Origin of the sequence: Pseudoalteromonas sp. Scap03 (genome assembly GCF_013393115.1) — a bacterium.
Lineage (GTDB): Bacteria > Pseudomonadota > Gammaproteobacteria > Enterobacterales > Alteromonadaceae > Pseudoalteromonas.
This window is the reverse complement of sequence record NZ_VDEU01000001.1, coordinates 1682912-1702154: the sequence shown is the minus strand read 5'-3', so window position 1 is coordinate 1702154 and position 19243 is coordinate 1682912. Positions and strand designations below refer to the sequence as shown.

Sequence of the window (19243 nt, the reverse complement as noted above, 5' to 3'; positions counted from 1 at the left end):
ATATAACCATATAATTGAGGAAGTACTTATGAGTTCGACCACACAGGTAGCAACACTCGGCGGCGGCTGTTTTTGGTGTATTGATGCGGCATTTAGGCGTGTTAAAGGTGTACTCAGTGTTTGTTCTGGTTACACGGGCGGGCACACTGATAACCCAACCTACAAAGCTATTTGCACAGGCAATAGCGGGCATGCAGAAGTGATTAAGGTTGAATTTGATTCTAGTGTGATAAGCTTTGAAACCTTACTCGCAATGTTTTTTACCTTGCATGATGCCACCCAGTTAAATCGCCAAGGTAACGATATAGGTACTCAATACCGCAGCGTTGTGTATTACCATGATCAGCAACAACAATTGCAAACACAGGCCGTTATTGCAGAGCTGCAAACTCATGTTAGCGAACCTATAGTAACCGAGGTAAGCCCAGCAACCACTTTTTACCCTGCTGAAAGTTTTCACCAAGACTACTACAATGAAAACCCAGAACAAGGCTACTGTAGTATTTTAATTGCACCTAAATTGCACAAGTTTGAAACCGAATTTAGCGAGTTTTTAACGGAATAACACATTAAAAAGCCCGATTTAAATTCGGGCATTTATTATATGTGCTAATTCAGTAATTAAAACTCATAGCTTATACCAGCAAACAAGCGACGTTCTGGTGTATTATAGTAATACGCTTGAGCTGTTGTAGAACTTAGATGTGAATCAACGGCGTTGTACTGTTTATCGAACAGGTTTTCTACGCGAAGCGATACTTCAATATTTTGATTAACTTGATAATTACCCGCTAAATTCCATAGTGTGTAAGAGCCTAAGTGGGTTTGTGCACCTTGACGATCGCTGCGATACTGCATATCGATACGCGCATCAAAGTTACCAAACTGTTTTTTAAGCTCCCAATTAAATGTACGCTTAGCAACATTACGCAACTCTGCGCCTGTTTCTTTGTTCTGCGCACTTAAATATGCAAAATTAAGGTGACTATCAAAACCAAAAACCTGCTGAGAAAGACTAAATTCAACCCCTTCAAAGCGAGCCTCGTCAATATTAGCTAATGCAAAGTTTGCATCATAATCAATTTTATCCTCAATGTCGTTTCTAAAAATAGCGACATCAACTTGCGCAATATCAAAGTCTACATTTAAGCCAAGCTCACGGTTAACGGACTTTTCTGGTTGTAAATTAGGGTTACCAAAATCAGGGTAATATAAATCGTTAAAGGTAGGCGCTTTAAACCCTGTGCTCTGGCTTAAACGGAATGTTGCATTACTCGATAAATGATATCCCGCTGCCGCGGTATACGTTGTTTCATCACCAAACTGTTCATCATCATCTTGGCGAACAGTTAGATTAGCAAGCACCTTATCTGTACCGTAATAGGCACCTACAAATACTGCAAGCACGTCACGACTATCTTCAATAAATACTTGAGAGCTGCGCGACACATCGTCTTTATACCAGTTAATACCGCCACTAATATTTAAAGTATCATCTAAACGATATTGGCCATTGTAATCAATTTGAGTACGCTGAGTTATAAACGTACTTGTGACTGGCAGACCAGTGGAAAAATTAACATAAGTGTTATCTGAGTCATCAGTTACAAGTGCAATATCAACACCGTGAGACTGATTTTTATAGTTTTTATTCCAACCAGCAGACAATTGATAATTTTCAAAGTCATTGCGTTCAATCGTGCTATCGGCAGGACTAAAGCGACTATCGTAATCAGCAAAGCCTTCGCTGTATTGACCTAATAACTTAAAATCACCGTACTGTGCATCATTATAATTTACTTTAAAACCGAGGTTTTTGTTCTCATAACCATCTTCATCTGGCGCTACACCTTGCAATACATCAAAACCATCTGTTTTTTCAAAACCTGCATTAAATGCACTCCTCATATCGCTTGACTTTACAGAGCCTGCCATTTGATAATCTTGGTAAGCGTCTGAACCAAATGTTGCACTAACAGAAAGGTTATCTGACTCACGCGTAATAATGTTAATAACACCAGCAAGTGCATCAGAGCCATAGACAGCGGCACGTGACCCTTTAATTATTTCAATGCGTTCAATACTATTTAAAGGCACGTTACTCAATGCTTTTTGGCCAAGCGTTGCAGAACCGGTACGAACACCATCAATCAAAATTAACGTATCACCAGAGCCTGTACCACGCAAGGACACACCAGCGTTTTGACCAAAGCCGCCATTTGAGTTTATTTGAAAGCCTACCTGAGTACTTAGAAGTGTGGGTAAATCTCGGTAATTACCTTGCTCAATATCTATGCGTTCAATAACATTAACACTGGCAAGTACATTATTGATTGATTGTTCAAATTTATTTGCAGTAACGGTTATTCTTTCAATGGTTTGTTCTGCAGATGCAGAAAAAGACAGCGCAGCCGAAATAGCCACACCCAATGCAGTTTTATTTATCATGATGTTCCCTATCTCTGCCCACCGCAAAGATGTTAGTAAGTAAGATTACATCAAGGCCGGTCTCCGGACTCAGTTACCATAATAAAATACAGCATAACTTTACCGTTGCGGGGGCAGTGTTGGGATTGACTTCATCAATGAAAACGCACCAACTTCCCGATTATCCTACTAAAAAAATCACACCTTTGAAGTGTTTAGCAAGCACCTGTCTCTTATACACATCTCCGAGCCCACGAGACCGGAGCCTATCTGTTATCTGTTTACTTAAAATGTCAACGGACGTCTAAACATCTACAATTTGATTTTGGGGTTCGGGGTTCGGGGCTCGGGCTGGGGCTCGGGGCTCGGGGGCTCGGGGCTCGGGGCTCGGGCTCGGGGCTCGGAGATGTGTATAAGAGACAGCGGTAATTATCATAGATTCAAAAATAAAAAAGCCAAACAATATAGCGTGTTTGGCTAAATACATGTTGCTTTGAACTAAGCGCCTATAGTGCCTAGCTCGAAACAATAAATTAATCGCGGAAGTTTTTAAACTGAAATGGCTGACCTAAATCGGCAGTGCGTACAACTTGCATAGCAGCTTGTAAGTCATCACGCTTTTTACCCGTTACGCGTACTTCTTCGCCTTGAATAGCCGCTTGCACTTTTACTTTAGAATCTTTAATGGCTTTTACTACTTTTTTAGCCATATCTTTTTCGATACCCTGCTTTAGTGCAACGTTACGAAAAACATTTTTGCCTGCGCGAGAAATCTCTTGAAGTTCTAAGCTCGCAACGTCCATTCCACGCTTAGAAACTTTCCCAGCTAAAATATCAAACAACTGCATAACCTGAGCATCTGCTTCAGCTTTTAATTTAATTGTTTTATCGTTTAATTCAATTGAGGCATCGACCCCTCTAAAATCAAATCGTGTTTCTAATTCACGATTGGCGTTATCAACCGCGTTTTGTGCTTCGTTCATTTCTACTTCAGATACAATATCAAATGAAGGCATGATGTTCTCCTAACTAGCTAATCTTAATTTTATGCGGCAATTATAACGTTAAAATGATAAATCTTTACATTTTTCTGCATCTTGTTCAGGTGCGATACTAATTTAGTTTGATATACTGAGGCTTCTTTTTTATACGATTTTAGGATTTTTTGTGACGAGGCGTGTTTACCAAGCTATTTTTTTAATTAGTATTGTCGCATTTACCTTCTTATTTGCTAAAGAGGTAAAAGGGGCTGCAAACTTATTTCCGCATGTAGATAAAGTGGCGCATTTTGGTATTTTCTTTTTACTTGCCATTATAATGGATAAAGCCTTTAAACTGCCGTTATATGCACAAATATTGCTGTTAGCCGGCTATGGTGCCGCAATAGAAATTATGCAAGATAGCCTTCCTTACAGACAAGCATCACTGGCCGATTTTGTTGCCGACTTTATTGGTGCGGCGAGCTACTTTTTAGCTAAAGCCCTATTAACACTACGTAAAAAGAAGCGTTATGGCTAACATACTTGTTGTTGGTGATGGTGCTATTGGCTTGTTATTTAGCTATTTCTTAGCGAAACATCACACTGTTAATATTCTTACTAAAAAAGGCACCCTTAACACTCGCTTTTATAGCCGTGGTGATGCCCCTTCAGAAAAAATTAACGCTACTTTCATCTCACAACAGCAATTAGCTCAAGCTCCTGAATTTGAAATTGTTTTATTCACTGTTAAAGCGTTTGCAGTGCAACAAGCCTATGCCCAAGTAAAGCCTTATCTTGGTAATAATACCCATATTGTACTGAGTCATAATGGCATGGGTAATGTTGAACAATTAAATGCACAGTTAACAAAGCAGCAGTCGTTGTACTTTTTAACCACTAGCATGGCTGGGTTCAAATCAAACCCTAATATTGTGCAGCATACCGGAAACGGGCAAAGTGTATTAGGGGGCTGTAGTCAACTAGCTATGCAAAATATTAAACAGCTTAGTGCGCAATTACACACTATTCCGCAATTAATTGTCAGTAATAATATTGAGCAACTGCGGTTTGAAAAGCTACTGGTTAATATTGCCATAAATCCATTAACCGCTCTGTACAATATAAAAAACGGCCAGTTGCGTGCGCCACAGTTTAATAGCTCAATTATTAATTTATTAACTGAAGCGTGCCACACTGCGACCGCGCTTAAACTTAATATTAAGCTTATTGATGCCCTCGAGCGCGCCTATAAGGTGATGAGTTTAACCGCAGAGAATTACTCATCTATGCATCAAGACGTTTTGCATAATAGGCAAACTGAGATCATGGCAATTTGTGGCTATATAAGTGAGCAAGGAAAACTGCACCATATTGCAACACCTTATAATGACGCCTTACTTGCTGAAATTTTGGCAAAAAAAAGCGCGGAATAAATCCGCGCATCTAATATATTAAGCCATCAAGGACGATATACTTTTACGGTGTTAAAGCCTTCTTCGTGAAGAATAAGCGCTTGTAATTGGCTCATTACTCCTTTTTGGCAATATAAGTAATAGTCTTTACCTTTAGGTAAATCACCAAACTTAGTTGCTAAGCGGAAAAACGGTAAGTGGATAACTTCAATACCTTCAATTTCCAGCGGCGAAGCATCTTCTTCTTCAGGTGAGCGAATATCAACAACAACCGCTCCCTCTGGTAACTCTGTAACTGATTCTGCCTCTTTAAGCTCTTGCTTAGCCTCAACATCAATATCGCGCACATCCATAACACGGGCGTTATCAATAACGGTATCTAATACGTCAAAATCAAACTTCTCTTCTTCTGCTTTAATTACTTCAATTTTGGCTTTAACCGTCGGCTTTTTAGAGATCACACCACAGTATTCAGGCATCGTTTCTGCCATTTCTGCAGTGCCTATTTGGCGCGCTATATTGATGATCTCTTGCTTATCATGTTGAATAAGAGGACGTAAAATCAGCGTTTCGGTTACACGGTCAATAACACTTAAGTTAGCTAAGGTTTGGCTAGACACCTGACCTATACTTTCACCCGTTACCAAAGCTTGAATATTTAGTTTTTCAGCAACGGCACTACCCGCTCGCATCATCATACGTTTAAGCACAACACCCATTTGGCTGTTCTCAACGTTTTCTAAAATTTCAGCAACAACCGGTTCAAAATCAACGGTAATAAACTTAACTTTATGCGTAGAGCTGTATTGCTTCCATAGGTAGTAGCTCGCTTGCTTAACCCCAATTTCATGGGCAGCGCCACCTAAGTTAAAGAATAAAAAGTGTGTACGAGCGCCTTTACGGATCATCTGATAACTGGCAACGCCAGAATCAAATCCACCAGACATAAGCGATAATACATCGTCTTGTGTTGGCAGTGGAAAGCCCGCCATTCCTAAATGGGTTTGCGTCACTATGTAGGCTTTTTCGTCTTTAATTTCTAAACGAATCGTTACCTCAGGGCGGCTTAGCTTTACTCGGGCTCCTTCAACATGTTGATTAAGCCCGCCACCAACGTAGCGCTCTAATTCAGTTGAAGTAAAATCATGTTGACCTATGCGCTTAGCACGTACACAAAAGGTTTTACCAATAATAGTGTGGCCAACTAACGCAATGGTTTTTTGATAGATGTCATCAAGGGTTTTAAAGTCTGTTTCGGTCACTTCAATAAACTGTACGATGCCAGGAATGCGCTGCAAGCTATCAATAAAATCAAGGCGAGTTTGAGCATCATCTAGTTTTGTAACAACTGAAATATTATCCCAGTTATTACGTACTTGTACTTTTTCGTCAACACGACGCAATACAATTTTAATGTTATTTTCTAACACTTTGGTAAAGCGTTTACGGACTGAACGGCTTTTGATGGCTATTTCAGGGTGAAGTTTGACGATAAATTTAAGCATAGTTCAACTCTTAGACTGCGGGAATTCGCGCACCCAGGCATTGGGCGCGGCGGATTATAGCAAAAAATTTAACGCCTAGGAACTAACCAACTCAACAGGCTTAAGGATTCTGGGGGGCAGCATTTGCTAAAAGTGCGTACTTGTCTCTTAACTGATTAATTTTATTTGCGCTTTTTTCTGTACTGTAAGCCTTAAATAAAGTCAGTACTTTTACAATACCAGGGTATATATCTTGCTCAACCAGCACACCACTTAGTCTTCTTGCTTTCATATAGGGTGTCCAAAAGCTAACCGTTAATTTTAGCGTATGAGCAAGTTCAATGGCATCTTGTTCATCAATGGCAATAATTTCACTATCCCGCAAGGCCAAAATGATGTTACGTACCTGCTCAAGTAATTCCTGCTGAAAATCAATGTAACCCTGTTTTAAATGGCTATCGCGAGCAAGAATATCGCCAAGGTTGTCGTAAAAAAAATGATAGCGCCACATTAATTCAAATAGCGAATCTAAATAAGGGCCAAGATGCTCAAAAGCATCGTCGCCTTTATCAACTGGCTTAAAGTGAGTACTTAAATGGTCACGATAAAGTGCAAATATGTGGCGAATAATGTCTTCTTTATTTTTAAAGTGGTAGTACAGATTACCCGGACTCATGCCTAAACTCGATGCAATATGATTAGTTGATATTGCTCTTTCACCATGTTCATTAAACAATGAAATACTGGTTTGAATTATTTTATCCTTGGTATTCATATACTCATTACTCAATTTTCGAAAATACGATGCTGCATTAAAACAATCCACTAGGGCCTGTTTATCTTTCGAGGTTGAATTTGCAGCAGTGTGTTTGGTATTTTGGCAAGGCAGAGCCTATGTAGTGTGGTTATTCCCCATAAATAGGCGATAACGCAGCATAAATACCAAACACGCGCTGCCTGAAGGTTCGTCCTAGGGACGATTAACTCTTTGTTGCTCGGCTTTTACTTAGCCCACTAGGTTACAAACCTCGCGCCACGATTAAATCGTCCCTAGTTAGAACAAATTTTAATCCTGAAAGGTCAACAGGCCCTAGTATAAACAAATAGTCAGCGTTAAAACAATCAAGGCAGGAAGTTCTTCACAATTTACTTACAAGGCTGCTTTGCACACTAAACACTGCTACACTACGGCTAAAAATAATAACACAGTAAATATTATGAAAGTGACCGCAATCTACCCAGGCACATTTGACCCTCTTACCAACGGCCACACTGATTTAATTCAGCGTGCGGCTAAAATGTTCGATACCGTTATTGTGGCTATTGCTCATAACCCAAGTAAAAAACCGTGTTTTACTTTAGAAGAACGCGTTGATTTAGCAAATGAGATTTTAAGCCATTTAGATAATGTAAAAGTCATTGGCTTTTCAGGGCTACTAGCAGATCTGGCTCGCGACCATAATGCAAATGTATTGATTAGAGGTATAAGAGCGGTTTCTGATTTTGATTATGAATTTCAACTCGCGAATATGAACCGCCGTTTAAACCCTGATTTAGAAAGTGTATTTTTAACACCTGCTGAGCGTAATACCTTTATATCATCAACCTTGGTAAAAGAAGTTGCGCGCCATAACGGAGATGTGAGTGAGTTTGTTGATAGCATAGTAATGAAAGCCCTGCAATCTAGGCTGGGGGAAACCAAGCATTAAACTCAACGCCTAGCGTTTCATTATGTTGCGCTAGGTAGCTTCGCTCTTGCTTGAAGTAAAAAGTTCTTAAACCTCACTAAACCCAAAAAGTCTTTATTAATAAAGAAAATAGCTATCATCACAAAATCCATCAGATTAATTCCCAAAGAATAAAATGACCAGAACCACCATGGTGTGCTGTTATTAAAGACTAGCACATCTAAATGCATACCAAAAAATAGCAGTGAGTTTATGCTCAGTCCTAATAATAGATAAGAAGTTATAGTATTTTTATTTATGAAGTTACTTACCACTAAAATAGCCAAAATAGTCATTAGGTCAAAAAGTAATAGTTGCGTGTAAGAAATATTTTGAATATCAATGAACAAGCTTGAAGAGTATGAAATTGACATGATTAGCGATAGCCATAAAGCCTCTTTTTTTGATGTATTTATACTCGTTACTAATGAGTATAAAAAAGCCATTAAAAAGCCCCATTGAACAAACGCACCTAGATAAAGAGATACATATGGGTTGAGCAAGAAGTCATTCATTTGAAACATTATTTCGAATAGCTAAATTAAGTTGTTTTTTTACCTGTCGTTTTTTTAAGATACTTGTATTTATTACCAAAGAAATAATCATTAATACATCAATAAAGTTTACTCCTAAAGAGTAAACACTCCAAAGCCACCATTCATCAATATTATTACGTACAAATAAGTCATAATAAATGAAAAATGTTAGCAGACTATTTATTAGTAAGCCTGAAATAATATAATAGCTAGCGAGGGGAGCTTTTAGACAGAAATTCAATAAAATGAGAATAATAGAAATGGTTATATAATCGAAGAGGATCCAGTCTAAGTATACATTTTCTAATATCGGAAAAAAATCACTACAAAAGTAAGAGGAAAACATAATAGCGGCTAAGTATGTTACCGACTTGTCTGGCTTATTAATACTCGAAACAAGTGAGTATAAAAATGCCATTAAAAAACCCCATTGAGTGAAAGCACTTACGTAATCAACCATGCTGTAATCGATGTACAACTTAGTTACAATCCCTTGCAATTTTAGGTCTTAGGAATAATGATACTATTTTATTTTTGAGTTTGTGTAATCCTAAGAAGTCTTTGTCTACAATTAGAGCAACAATCATTACTAGGTCTATAAATGTCACTCCAAACGTGTATATATCCCACAAAAACCAAGGTTCAATATTTTTATTAATAAAAATATCTAAATGCATTAGCAAAGCTAACATCAAATTAATTGAAAGGCCTATTAGTAAATATAATAATGAAGGAGTCGTAGTTTTACTTAATTTGTAAACGAAAATTAGGCAAATTATGGTTATTAAATCATGTATTGCCCAATCAAAATAAGTAGTATTGTAATAGGAAATCCATGTAAATAAGTAATCAGTCACGGAATAGGATACTACCATAACTAATGAGCTGAGTAATAAAGTCGTTCTCCTCTTAACATCTAAGCTGTAGACAAAGAGGTTAAAAAAAAACGCCATTAAAAAGCCCCATGTCACTAGGGCTGACAAAGAAAACAGACCAAAAAACTCAGCTAAAAACATTTACTACCTTTCTATCACTTTGGACGAGGTAAAAGAATCGTATTACCACGCTGGAGATCAGCACTACCGCCAGCAGCAGCCATCGCCTCTTGAGATATACTAACTGTATCAGATTGTAGGGTTTTAGGGCTAGCAGTTTGTTCCATTGCAGGCTTTAATTGTTGCGTTTTATTGTATGCTTGCATTTGTACTTGGCTGTTCGCTGAAATTTGCATGTGATTAATCCTCTTGAGTATTAAATTTTATTATTGGCGCAAATTTAAATCACACCACCTGCAGCAGTTAGTAAATAACTGCAGTCGCGTTTAATCTATGTTGGTTAATTGACTCAACAACTCGCTTCAGAATAATAAAAGCAAACGATATGCCAACTTTAAATTAATAGTATGTTAATTTAAAAATTATTTTATTTTACTCAAAAAAAAACGCATCGGGGTCACCGTGCGTTTTTTATCCTAGGGATTGCTCAAGCCACGTTTTTGCATGGGATCTCCATGCTATTACTTAGCTTTAACATATATTCCATTGCGACTTCATCACAGTTTTCTTTGCGTAAACATAGCTCGCAATCTTTCATTACTTTTTCAGGTAGGCTCTCTTTATCACAGAAACTAAACCGCTGATTTTCGAAAAAGTCAGGTACACGAGTCAGAACGATGACACGATTGAGTGCCAATTTTTTGGCTTTCACTAATAAGTGTTCAACCAGTTCTCGTCCCTGCCCCGTTACTGCGCTTTTAGGATCAATGCCTAATGAACGTATTTCAGCTAATCCTGTGTCGTAAATATAAAGTGAAGCACAACCCGATACCTGACCGTTTATCTCAGTTACGGCAAACTCATTAATTGAGTGCACCATATCACTTTTAGCTCGCGGTAAATTTTCGCCTACTGTTGCCCAGTGCTGTACGAGTTTAGCAATTGCTTCTACGTCATCTAAGTTGGCATCACGAACCGTTATTTGCTGTTTTTTTTTCGCGTCTTTCACCGCTTTGCTTACTTGCTCTAATGATGTACCGCCAAGCGCTTGGCGTGCCTTAATACAGGCATCAATTTCAAGTACCGGATACACGTCATCTTCAAACACTGGATTTACTGATTTATACTGCTCTAGTGAAAGCTCCTCTAACGTTTTACCTTCACTAATAGCTAATTGCACCAACACCCCAACAATATGATGCCCTTCTCTGAACGGCACTCCTTTAGCCACTAAATAATCAGCAAGTTCGGTTGCATTCGCGTGGCCACCTTTTGCCGCTGCAAGGGTTTTATCTGCTTTCACTTTTATACCTTTAATACACGCTTGTGCCATATGAATACACGCAAGCCATGTTGGCATGGCATCAAAAATGCCTTCTTTGTCTTCTTGCATGTCTTTATTGTAGGCAAGCGGTAGTGCTTTTAGAGTCATCATCATTGCGCTAAACGCACCAAACACCCGGCCAGTTTTACCACGAATTAGCTCTAATGCATCTGGGTTTTTTTTCTGTGGCATTAAAGATGAACCCGAGGTCACATTATCGGCCAGTTCAATAAAGCCAGCTTCGCCTGAGTTATAAAAAATTAGGTCTTCAGACATCCGCGATAAGTGGATCATAGAAATAGACGCGCAGCTTAATAGCTCAACCACAAAGTCACGATCAGATACGCCATCTAAACTATTCTTAGTCGCGCCAGTAAATCCTAGCCCTTGTGCAAGTGCATGGCGGTCAATCGGGTATGCAGTGCCTGCAAGAGCGCCACTGCCGAGTGGGCAATAATTCATTCGTGCTTGGGCATCTTGTAATCGACTTTCATCACGCTCAAGCATTTCTACATAAGCCATACACCAATGGCTAAATAACACCGGTTGTGCACGCTGTAAGTGGGTATAACCTGGTAATATTGTGCCAAGTTCACGTTCAGCTAAGCCAATAAACTCTGCTTTAAGTTGCGTAATCGCTTTTAAAATATGATCGGCGGTATCGCGGCACCAGAGTCTAAAGTCGGTAGCAACTTGGTCGTTACGGCTTCGGCCTGTGTGTAACTTTTTAGCTAAATCACCTACTTTTTCAATTAGTGCAGCTTCAACATGCGAGTGAATATCCTCTGCACCTGAGGTAGCTACAGCCGTTGGGTCTGCTTTTACCTCTTCAAGTAACTCATAAAGTGCCGATACCAGCTTTTTGTGCTCATCACTAGATAACACGCTTACTTGTTCAAGTGCACCAGCCCATGCAACAGAGCCAATAATATCTTGCTCTGCTAATTGATAATCGAAGGGAAGTGAATCGTTAAACTGTTTAAACGCTTCATCTGGACCCGTAGAAAAACGTCCGCCCCATAATGCCATGAAATTTCTCCAAACCCGATAATAGCCCCTTAATTCCAAGGGGCATAAAAAATTACTTTTTAGCTAATGCTGAGATTCTGCTTGATAGCGAGAATAAACGAATAAAGCCTTCTGCATGCGACTGGTCATAAACATCGTCTTCACCAAAGGTAGCAAAATCTTCGCTATATAAACTGTTAGGTGATTTTTTCTGAACCGCAGTGACTTGGCCTTTATAAAGCTTCAGTACCACTTCGCCCGTTGCTAGTGTAGACAGCGCTTCTGCACCGGCTAAAATAGAATCTTTTAGCGGCGTAAACCAACGACCGTCGTAGACTAAGTGTGAAAATTCACCACCGAGTACTTCTTTCCATTTACGGCTCGCTTTATCAAGTACTAACTCATCAATAGCTTGCAGCGCCGCCATGATCACAGTACCGCCTGGCGTTTCATAACAACCACGTGATTTCATGCCCACTAAACGGTTTTCTACAATATCGACACGACCCACACCATGAGGTGATGCAATATCGTTTAATTTAACTAAACAATCATAAGGTTTAAGCTCTTCGCCATTTACGGCAACTACTTCACCTTCAACAACCGATAAAGTGACATGTTCGGCTTTATCAGGCGCTTGCTCTGGTGAGTTAGTCCAGGTCCATACTTGTTCGCTTGGCTCACACCATGGGTCTTCAAGCTCGCCGCCTTCGTGTGAAATATGCCATGCGTTCGCATCACGACTATAAATTTTTGTTGCTGACGCAGAACATGGAATATCACGCTCAGCTAAATAATCTAATAGTGATTCACGGCTTGATAAATCCCACTCACGCCATGGCGCAATCACTTTTAAATCAGGTGCGAGTGCGGCAAAACATGACTCAAAACGTACTTGGTCGTTACCTTTGCCTGTACAGCCGTGAGAAAGTGCATCGGCACCTACTTTACGCGCAACTTCTACTTGCGCTTTAGCAATAATTGGACGCGCCATAGAGGTACCAAGTAAATAAGTTCCTTCGTATATAGAACCCGTTTTAAGCGTTGGGTAAATATAATCGCTTACCATCTCATCTTTTAAATCAACCACGTAACACTCAGATGCACCAGACGCTATAGCTTTAGCTTCTACGCCTTCAAGTTCTTCAGCGCCTTGGCCAACATCGGCAACAAAGGCAATAACTTCACAGCCGTAGTTCTCTTTTAACCATGGCACGATAGCCGATGTATCAAGACCACCTGAATAGGCTAAAACGACTTTTTTAATTGAACTCATAGGTGTTCCTTAACAAAATTTGGATTTAACAATGTAACTAATAGCGCATTTTGCGCATGCATGCGGTTTTCTGCTTGCTGTATAATTTTTGATGCAGGGCCATCCATTACCTCAGAAGTAATTTCAAACTCACGGTGTGCCGGTTGGCAATGTAATACCGTAGTTGCACCGGTTTTTTCTAACAATGCCTGGTTTAATTGATAAGGCATGTATTTTTCTTTTACTTGCTCAAGAGGAGTTGTATCCCCCATTGATACCCAGGTATCGGCGTAAACAACATTAGCGCCTACTGCAGCCTCAACCCTGTCACTTACCATTACAGAAGCGCCATTCATCGCTGCTATTTGCTCTGCTTTTTTAAGTACTTGCGAATCAGGTGAGCTGCCTTTTGGTGTTACAGCGACAAAGTCTGTTCCTAAAGTAGCGGCTAATAGCATTAATGAGTGTGTTACATTATTGCCCTCACCTAGGTAGGCAAGCTTTAACTGGCTAACATCACCATGTACTTCTTGTAGCGTTAAAAAATCAGCTAATGCTTGGCATGGGTGATATAAATCACACAAACTGTTAATCACAGGAACGGATGAATACTCACCGAGTGTCGTTAACGTACTGTGCTGATTAACCCGCGCAACAATCCCGTCTGCCCAAGTCGAAATATTTAAGGCAAAATCTTTTATTGATTCGCGGGCGCCCATTGCACCATTTTGTTGGTCAAGGTAAACCGCATGGCCCCCTAAACGGTTTATACCAATATCAAATGAAAGGCGAGTACGTAAACTTTGCTTTTCAAACAAAGTAACCACTGACTTACCAGCTAATACTTGGCTATATTTACTCGGGCTTTCTTTAATATCTTGCGCTAACTTTAATAAATTTAGTGCGCCTTGTTGGTCTAATTCTAGACCCGTTAAAAAATCTTTAAACATGTTCAACCTATGGTGTTACTTTAGTTCCGACATGCTCGCCTTGCAGCAAAGCAGTTAAGTTTTCTGGCTTTTGCCAGCTGGAAATGTACACACCGCGTCGTAAATGTTGGGCAGCGTGAAGACTGGTCTTAACTTTGACCTCCATCCCGCCCACAATTACTCCCTCTGCAATTAAAGTATCAATGTGTTTTGTGTCAAGTTGATGTAAAGGCTGCTTATTGGCATCAAGTACCGCCTCTACGTCCGTCATAAAAATAAGTTCTGCATTTAAATTATTTGCCATTGCGGCGGCTGCTTCATCTGCATTAACGTTGTATAACAAGCCCTGTTCATCAAAGCCGATAGAGCTGATGATTGGTAACCGGCCAACACTGAGTAAATCATCAATAATAGAATCAGCATTGTTGTGACATTGACCTACTTGACCCAATGCTTTTAATTTTTGCGAGGCGGTGATCCCTGCTTCATATAAACTTAACCCCACCGGCTTATGACCAACACTAATTGCTTGCGCCATGAGTTGTTTGTTTGCCGCACCCGCAAGGGCTCCAACAATATAAGGCATCTGTTCTTTAGGGCTAATACGTAAACCTTGGTGTTTAGCACTGGCAAAACCAGCCTCTTTTAACCAGCTATCAACTAATGAGCCACCACCATGCACAATCACAAACTGAGCATCATCTTGCTCGTTGAGTATTTCAAATAATGCTTTAGCGGCATTTTCAGTATTGAGTACTGCACCACCGAGTTTAATAACCCACGTTTTACTGCTCATCTAAACGCTCCTATTAGACCTGTAGTGTGGGGAAGCCCCATTGATAAATTAATACATTGCAAAGCCTGACCAGCTGCCCCTTTTAATAAGTTGTCAATTGCTGCCATTACTATTAACTGTGAGCCTTGCTGCTGCCACGCAATATCTACATAAGGTTGTTTGGCCACCCCTTTAATCGAAGGGATTTTGCTGCCAAGCAAACGAATTAATGGCTCATCAGCCAATACTTGATAAGCTTTAGCTACTTGCTCACTGGTCACACCCGGCTTTAATTGCACATAAATAGTTTCTAAAATACCGCGCGGAAAATTACCTAAATGAGGAGTAAATAACACCTCATGACCTAGGTGCTGTTGTATTTCAGGCCCGTGACGGTGATTAAACAAACCATAGGGTGCAAGTGATACCTCACAAAAATGAGTCCCTAGGCTGGCTTTACGCCCTGCGCCCGTTACGCCAGAAACTGCATTAATAATAATTTTTTCATCACTCAACAAACACGCTTGCTGAAGAGGCTTTAATGCATTTAATGCAGCCGTTGGATAGCAGCCAGCAACAGCAATTAACTGAGCATCAGTAATGGCTTTACTATTCCATTCAGCAAGACCATAAGCCGCTTGATTAAGTAGTTCTGGGTGTTGGTGTTCAAAACCATAATAAGTAACGTAATCATCATTACTTGCAAGACGATAGCCACCGGAAAGGTCAAATACCTTTTTGCCCATCGCTAAAAACTGAGGCGCTAAATCCACACTTACTTTATGATCGGTGCACAGACAAACGTAATCTGCTGAATGAGTGATATCAGCAAGTGCATGTTCATTTAGTGGCTGCAGAGGTAAATCAAGTAATCCTAAATGCTCAGGATACAATTCACTAAGCAATTTATGTTTATCTAAACTTTGCGCTGATACATAACAGCCAGTTAGCGAAAGAGTTGGATGTTTTGCTACTAAGCTAGCCAGTTCTGCGCCGCTGTAACCGCTGGCACCTATAATTACTACGTTCATTATTTACTCTTTATCTAAAATTAGTGACCACATTCCATGTTGTTTGTTTACACTAGGGTATAACCCAGCCAAACAGATTAAATTTATGAGTGATAACTATCGTCGTATTATTTTCATGGCGTAACTTTAATATATTTATGCTTAAAAAGTGAATTGATATTCATCATAAATACTTTTATATTGTTATGCAATTAAAATGAATACTTATTTTGGAATTTTTTATGTCTCTGCCGTCATTTATTTCGATGTACCAGCAATTGATTGCTGCCCCCTCTATTAGTGCCATTGAAGATCATTTATGCATGAGTAATAAGAGTGTCATTGAATTGCTAGCGCAATGGTGTCAAAGCTTAGGTTTTACCTGTGAAATAATAGAATTAAAAGGCAACAAAGGCCGCTACAACTTATTAGCAAAACGCGGTCAAGGTGACGGCGGTTTAATGCTGGCAGGTCACACTGATACGGTGCCATTTGATGATAGTCGTTGGAATCACAACCCATTTAAATTAACTGAGCGAGATAATAAACTATATGGCTTAGGTAGCATTGATATGAAAGGTTTTTTTGCTTTTGTACTGCAGGCTATTAGTGAGCTTGATGAAAAGCAACAAACACAACCAATTTTAATATTAGCCACCGCAGACGAAGAAACCACTATGGCTGGCGCACAACAAATCTGTAAGCACCCAAATTTAAAGCCAAGTCGCTGTATTATTGGTGAACCTACTGATATGACGCCGGTATTTACTCATAAAGGTCATATGAGTACAGCAATAAGAGTTGTCGGCCGTTCAGGACATAGCTCAGATCCCGAACGGGGTCTTAACGCCATCGAAGTGATGCATAAAGTGATTACAAAATTGCTAATCTTAAAAGAACAACTTAAGAATAAATATTCAATAAATCACTTTGAAATTCCTTACCCAACGCTCAATTTAGGCAATATTCATGGGGGCGATAATGCGAATCGGATTTGCGGTTGCTGTGAAATGCACATTGATATGCGCCCTCTTCCTGGCTTAAGTGTACAAGAGCTGCAAGCATTGCTGCTTGATGCAACCTACGATATAAATCAGCAATACCCTAATTCGGTCAGTGTGATTGATTTACATGAGCCAATTCCAGCATTTACAGGAAGCACAGACAGCGCGTTAGTTAAACTTGCCGAAAATATAGCAGGGCAAAAAGCAGTGGCTGTTAATTACTGTACTGAGGCACCATTTATACAACAACTGGGTTGTGAAACCATCGTCATGGGACCGGGTTCAATTAACCAAGCGCATCAGCCCGATGAATATTTAGCGATGGAAAAAATAAAGCCTTCGCAACAAATTATCAGCAACCTCATAAAGGCGAGTTGCTTTTAATCAGTAACAAAAAAGACGCTATTAAGCGTCTTTTTTATAGCATTTATATTTAACCTGAACTCTGAGTAATATATCTATCTCAAGCAGCTATTTTTAGCGCTAACTGCGTTGAATTTACTTGCAATAGGCTAGCTATTGACGCGTAAGTTCGCCTTGTTTTCACTGAAAATCTCTGGCTAGAGAAAATAAACATAAATATCATCTTTGATTCAATATGTTAGTAAATCTCTTAACCAGAGTTCAGGTTAGTTACATATATTTTCGTAAATACTTTTTAAATACAGGGTCGGTTTGAGCTAGTTCTTTCTGCTCATCTAATATCTCTTTTAATATTGCACCTGATGTAAGCGGATTCGCAAGCACCACTCTAAATACCACGGTTGGTTGGTTATCATATTGAACTGGCGTTAAACGTGTACGCGATACAAACGAGCGACCTGATTCACGTTGACGTTTTTGCATGCTTGCAGTAAAACGATTAAGCGCGGCAAAAATATCTAAACGGGTTTGTGCGTTGGCCTGTGCTATCGCATTTTTAATTTGCTTAGGGACATAACGATAAGTTAGCAAACATAGCTCAGGTTCTGATATTAATTCAAAGTCTTCATCTGCTTTTATCAAATCAGCAAAGTAACGGGCTTTTTTAATACTGCGATCGATAAGCATTTCGTAGCCTTTACGACCAATAACACGTAAGCAAGCATGCACTAACATCGCCATACCAGGGCGGCTCCCCTCAAGGGTATGGCTGCCTAAATCTTTAGAGCCTTTACGTAAAATATATTCAGCATGATGCTCTATGGCATCAGTTGCAGCAGGGTCTTTAAACAGCACCAAACCTGCTCCCATCGGTACATACATTTGTTTATGCGCATCAATGGTGATTGAATCTGCATGCTCAATACCTTTTAAAAGGTGCCTATGGGTATTAGACAGTAAAGTAGCTCCGCCCCACGCCGCATCAACATGAAAATGGCAATTAATTTCTTGTGCTAAATTAGCCATGTCTTCAAGTGGATCGATATTACCAGTTTCAGTCGTTCCGGCTACACCAATAATTGCCATCACTTTAATGCCTTGCGCTTCAAGCTCTAGCGCTTTTTCTCGCATAGAATCTACATCAACTTTATTATCAGCCGATGTTTTAATACCAATTAAATTCTCACGGCCAATACCTAGTAAATCTACCGATTTGCCCAACGAGTAATGACCTCGCTCAGAGATTAAAACCGCCAGTCCTTTGTAACCATAATGAAGCATTCCCGCCACTAAACCTTGTGCAGCAATGCCTTTAAAGTTGCCATCTGCTTTTAATAAGCGGTTGCGGGCAATCCAAAGTGCTGTAATGTTAGCTACTGTGCCACCAGAGCAAAATGCTCCTAAAGAGGTTTTTGCACTGTGCATCCATTTAGAATAAAAGCCATCATTTTGTCCATAAGCTAGATGATGCATCATTCCTAAAACTTGACGCTCTAATGGGGTAAACGCTTTTGAGGTTTCTATTTTTACAAGGTTTTGATTTAGCCCAACCATTAATTTAGAAAGCGGCAGTAAAAAATGTGGCAGAGCAGATGTCATGTGACCAATAAAGCTTGGCGCTGCGGTATGTACAGAATGAGCAACCAGCTGTTCCATAATATCTTGGGCATAGCAAGACACAAACGTTGGCTCTTCAGGGATAGCCGCCGATTGAAAATCTTTTTCTATTTCATGTAATGGTTTTTCAATTGCCGCGATATTTTCGTTTAAGAAACCTGCTAAATTACTCGAAATTTCAAGCTCTATTTTGCTCAAAGTTGAGTCAGGGGCCTCTGGAACGGTAAATATCCGTTTGAGGCTTTCTTTAGAGGCGACGGCACAACGCTTTTGATCCATCTTCATACCTAGTGTGTGACTAAAACACCTGTTAGTTTGTAAAACACGCTAATTTAAGGTGTTTTTAAGCAACGGCATTTCTAAAAAATTGCGCTAACTTTACTGCAATATGACAAAA

The 19243-nt window shown here is 39.7% G+C and carries 18 protein-coding genes and 1 riboswitch; of the genes, 5 read left to right on the top strand and 13 right to left on the bottom strand.

The window, feature by feature from the left end:
• Positions 1 to 28 precede the first annotated feature (28 nt).
• On the top strand, positions 29 to 565 hold the full coding sequence (msrA, locus tag FHG08_RS07715) for a peptide-methionine (S)-S-oxide reductase MsrA (RefSeq protein WP_138605671.1): 537 nt from the start codon (positions 29 to 31) through the stop codon (positions 563 to 565).
• 56 nt (positions 566 to 621) lie between these two features.
• Here msrA and FHG08_RS07710 read toward each other — a convergent pair whose 3' ends face one another.
• Together FHG08_RS07710 and FHG08_RS07705 are read right to left on the bottom strand one after the other, a co-directional pair.
• Positions 622 to 2448, bottom strand: a complete 1827-nt coding sequence (locus FHG08_RS07710) for a TonB-dependent receptor domain-containing protein (RefSeq protein WP_178955327.1) — start codon at positions 2446 to 2448, stop codon at positions 622 to 624.
• A gap of 36 nt (positions 2449 to 2484) precedes the next feature.
• Positions 2485 to 2650: riboswitch (cobalamin riboswitch) on the bottom strand.
• A gap of 310 nt (positions 2651 to 2960) precedes the next feature.
• The gene (locus FHG08_RS07705; protein WP_008113183.1) at positions 2961 to 3443 is read right to left on the bottom strand and encodes a YajQ family cyclic di-GMP-binding protein; all 483 of its coding nucleotides are present in this window, start codon (positions 3441 to 3443) and stop codon (positions 2961 to 2963) included.
• Positions 3444 to 3594: 151 nt separating this feature from the next.
• Between FHG08_RS07705 and FHG08_RS07700 the strand changes: the two genes are divergently transcribed.
• Together FHG08_RS07700 and FHG08_RS07695 are read left to right on the top strand one after the other, a co-directional pair.
• Positions 3595 to 3945: a VanZ family protein gene (locus FHG08_RS07700; RefSeq protein ID WP_008113182.1), complete on the top strand. Its 351-nt coding sequence runs from the start codon at positions 3595 to 3597 to the stop codon at positions 3943 to 3945.
• A complete protein-coding gene (locus FHG08_RS07695; protein WP_178955325.1) occupies positions 3938 to 4840 on the top strand; it encodes a ketopantoate reductase family protein in 903 nt (300 codons plus the stop codon). The genes FHG08_RS07700 and FHG08_RS07695 overlap by 8 nt, the downstream gene beginning before the upstream one ends.
• Positions 4841 to 4866: 26 nt before the next feature.
• On the opposite strand, the gene thiI is transcribed toward FHG08_RS07695, so the two are convergent.
• Positions 4867 to 6324: a tRNA uracil 4-sulfurtransferase ThiI gene (thiI, locus tag FHG08_RS07690; RefSeq protein ID WP_178955323.1), complete on the bottom strand. Its 1458-nt coding sequence runs from the start codon at positions 6322 to 6324 to the stop codon at positions 4867 to 4869.
• Positions 6325 to 6424: 100 nt separating this feature from the next.
• Positions 6425 to 7078: a TetR/AcrR family transcriptional regulator gene (locus FHG08_RS07685; RefSeq protein ID WP_010391043.1), complete on the bottom strand. Its 654-nt coding sequence runs from the start codon at positions 7076 to 7078 to the stop codon at positions 6425 to 6427.
• Positions 7079 to 7520: 442 nt separating this feature from the next.
• Here FHG08_RS07685 and coaD point away from each other — a divergent pair, with 442 nt between their 5' ends.
• Positions 7521 to 8012, top strand: a complete 492-nt coding sequence (gene coaD / locus FHG08_RS07680) for a pantetheine-phosphate adenylyltransferase (protein ID WP_138605064.1) — start codon at positions 7521 to 7523, stop codon at positions 8010 to 8012.
• A gap of 20 nt (positions 8013 to 8032) precedes the next feature.
• On the opposite strand, the gene FHG08_RS07675 is transcribed toward coaD, so the two are convergent.
• The 8 genes from FHG08_RS07675 to argC all read right to left on the bottom strand — a co-directional run bounded on the left by FHG08_RS07675 (position 8033) and on the right by argC (position 15883).
• Entirely contained in the window at positions 8033 to 8545 is a 513-nt protein-coding gene (locus FHG08_RS07675) for a hypothetical protein (RefSeq protein WP_178956842.1), read from the bottom strand.
• A gap of 500 nt (positions 8546 to 9045) precedes the next feature.
• Positions 9046 to 9582 (bottom strand): hypothetical protein, encoded by a 537-nt coding sequence (locus tag FHG08_RS07670; protein WP_138605067.1) that lies wholly within the window; start codon positions 9580 to 9582, stop codon positions 9046 to 9048.
• Positions 9583 to 9596: 14 nt separating this feature from the next.
• The gene (locus tag FHG08_RS07665; protein WP_076920190.1) at positions 9597 to 9797 is read right to left on the bottom strand and encodes a hypothetical protein; all 201 of its coding nucleotides are present in this window, start codon (positions 9795 to 9797) and stop codon (positions 9597 to 9599) included.
• A gap of 251 nt (positions 9798 to 10048) precedes the next feature.
• Positions 10049 to 11914, bottom strand: a complete 1866-nt coding sequence (argH, locus tag FHG08_RS07660) for an argininosuccinate lyase (RefSeq protein ID WP_138605069.1) — start codon at positions 11912 to 11914, stop codon at positions 10049 to 10051.
• Between the two features lie 52 nt (positions 11915 to 11966).
• Positions 11967 to 13169 (bottom strand): argininosuccinate synthase, encoded by a 1203-nt coding sequence (locus FHG08_RS07655; RefSeq protein ID WP_138605071.1) that lies wholly within the window; start codon positions 13167 to 13169, stop codon positions 11967 to 11969.
• Entirely contained in the window at positions 13166 to 14098 is a 933-nt protein-coding gene (locus tag FHG08_RS07650) for an ornithine carbamoyltransferase (RefSeq protein ID WP_010391031.1), read from the bottom strand. Before FHG08_RS07650 ends, FHG08_RS07655 begins: the two co-directional genes overlap by 4 nt.
• Positions 14099 to 14105: 7 nt before the next feature.
• Positions 14106 to 14873 (bottom strand): acetylglutamate kinase, encoded by a 768-nt coding sequence (argB, locus tag FHG08_RS07645; RefSeq protein WP_178955321.1) that lies wholly within the window; start codon positions 14871 to 14873, stop codon positions 14106 to 14108.
• Positions 14870 to 15883, bottom strand: coding sequence for an N-acetyl-gamma-glutamyl-phosphate reductase (gene argC, locus FHG08_RS07640; protein ID WP_178955319.1), 1014 nt, complete (start codon positions 15881 to 15883; stop codon positions 14870 to 14872). The genes argB and argC overlap by 4 nt, the downstream gene beginning before the upstream one ends.
• A gap of 221 nt (positions 15884 to 16104) precedes the next feature.
• Here argC and argE point away from each other — a divergent pair, with 221 nt between their 5' ends.
• Positions 16105 to 17250, top strand: coding sequence for an acetylornithine deacetylase (argE, locus tag FHG08_RS07635; RefSeq protein WP_178955317.1), 1146 nt, complete (start codon positions 16105 to 16107; stop codon positions 17248 to 17250).
• A gap of 249 nt (positions 17251 to 17499) precedes the next feature.
• Here the strand turns inward: argE and panP are convergent, their stop codons facing one another.
• Positions 17500 to 19125, bottom strand: coding sequence for a pyridoxal-dependent aspartate 1-decarboxylase PanP (gene panP / locus FHG08_RS07630; RefSeq protein WP_178955315.1), 1626 nt, complete (start codon positions 19123 to 19125; stop codon positions 17500 to 17502).
• Positions 19126 to 19243: the final 118 nt, after the last annotated feature.

Coding starts and splice junctions, on each gene's coding strand:
- argH (WP_138605069.1), bottom strand. CDS start 11,914: ATGGCATTATGGGGCGGACGTTTTTCTACGGGTCCAGATGAAGCGTTT.
- FHG08_RS07650 (WP_010391031.1), bottom strand. CDS start 14,098: ATGTTTAAAGATTTTTTAACGGGTCTAGAATTAGACCAACAAGGCGCA.
- FHG08_RS07675 (WP_178956842.1), bottom strand. CDS start 8,545: ATGAATGACTTCTTGCTCAACCCATATGTATCTCTTTATCTAGGTGCG.
- argC (WP_178955319.1), bottom strand. CDS start 15,883: ATGAACGTAGTAATTATAGGTGCCAGCGGTTACAGCGGCGCAGAACTG.
- FHG08_RS07670 (WP_138605067.1), bottom strand. CDS start 9,582: ATGTTTTTAGCTGAGTTTTTTGGTCTGTTTTCTTTGTCAGCCCTAGTG.
- panP (WP_178955315.1), bottom strand. CDS start 19,125: ATGGATCAAAAGCGTTGTGCCGTCGCCTCTAAAGAAAGCCTCAAACGG.
- FHG08_RS07705 (WP_008113183.1), bottom strand. CDS start 3,443: ATGCCTTCATTTGATATTGTATCTGAAGTAGAAATGAACGAAGCACAA.
- thiI (WP_178955323.1), bottom strand. CDS start 6,324: ATGCTTAAATTTATCGTCAAACTTCACCCTGAAATAGCCATCAAAAGC.
- FHG08_RS07665 (WP_076920190.1), bottom strand. CDS start 9,797: ATGCAAATTTCAGCGAACAGCCAAGTACAAATGCAAGCATACAATAAA.
- argB (WP_178955321.1), bottom strand. CDS start 14,873: ATGAGCAGTAAAACGTGGGTTATTAAACTCGGTGGTGCAGTACTCAAT.
- FHG08_RS07710 (WP_178955327.1), bottom strand. CDS start 2,448: ATGATAAATAAAACTGCATTGGGTGTGGCTATTTCGGCTGCGCTGTCT.
- FHG08_RS07695 (WP_178955325.1), top strand. CDS start 3,938: ATGGCTAACATACTTGTTGTTGGTGATGGTGCTATTGGCTTGTTATTT.
- argE (WP_178955317.1), top strand. CDS start 16,105: ATGTCTCTGCCGTCATTTATTTCGATGTACCAGCAATTGATTGCTGCC.
- FHG08_RS07655 (WP_138605071.1), bottom strand. CDS start 13,169: ATGAGTTCAATTAAAAAAGTCGTTTTAGCCTATTCAGGTGGTCTTGAT.
- coaD (WP_138605064.1), top strand. CDS start 7,521: ATGAAAGTGACCGCAATCTACCCAGGCACATTTGACCCTCTTACCAAC.
- msrA (WP_138605671.1), top strand. CDS start 29: ATGAGTTCGACCACACAGGTAGCAACACTCGGCGGCGGCTGTTTTTGG.
- FHG08_RS07685 (WP_010391043.1), bottom strand. CDS start 7,078: ATGAATACCAAGGATAAAATAATTCAAACCAGTATTTCATTGTTTAAT.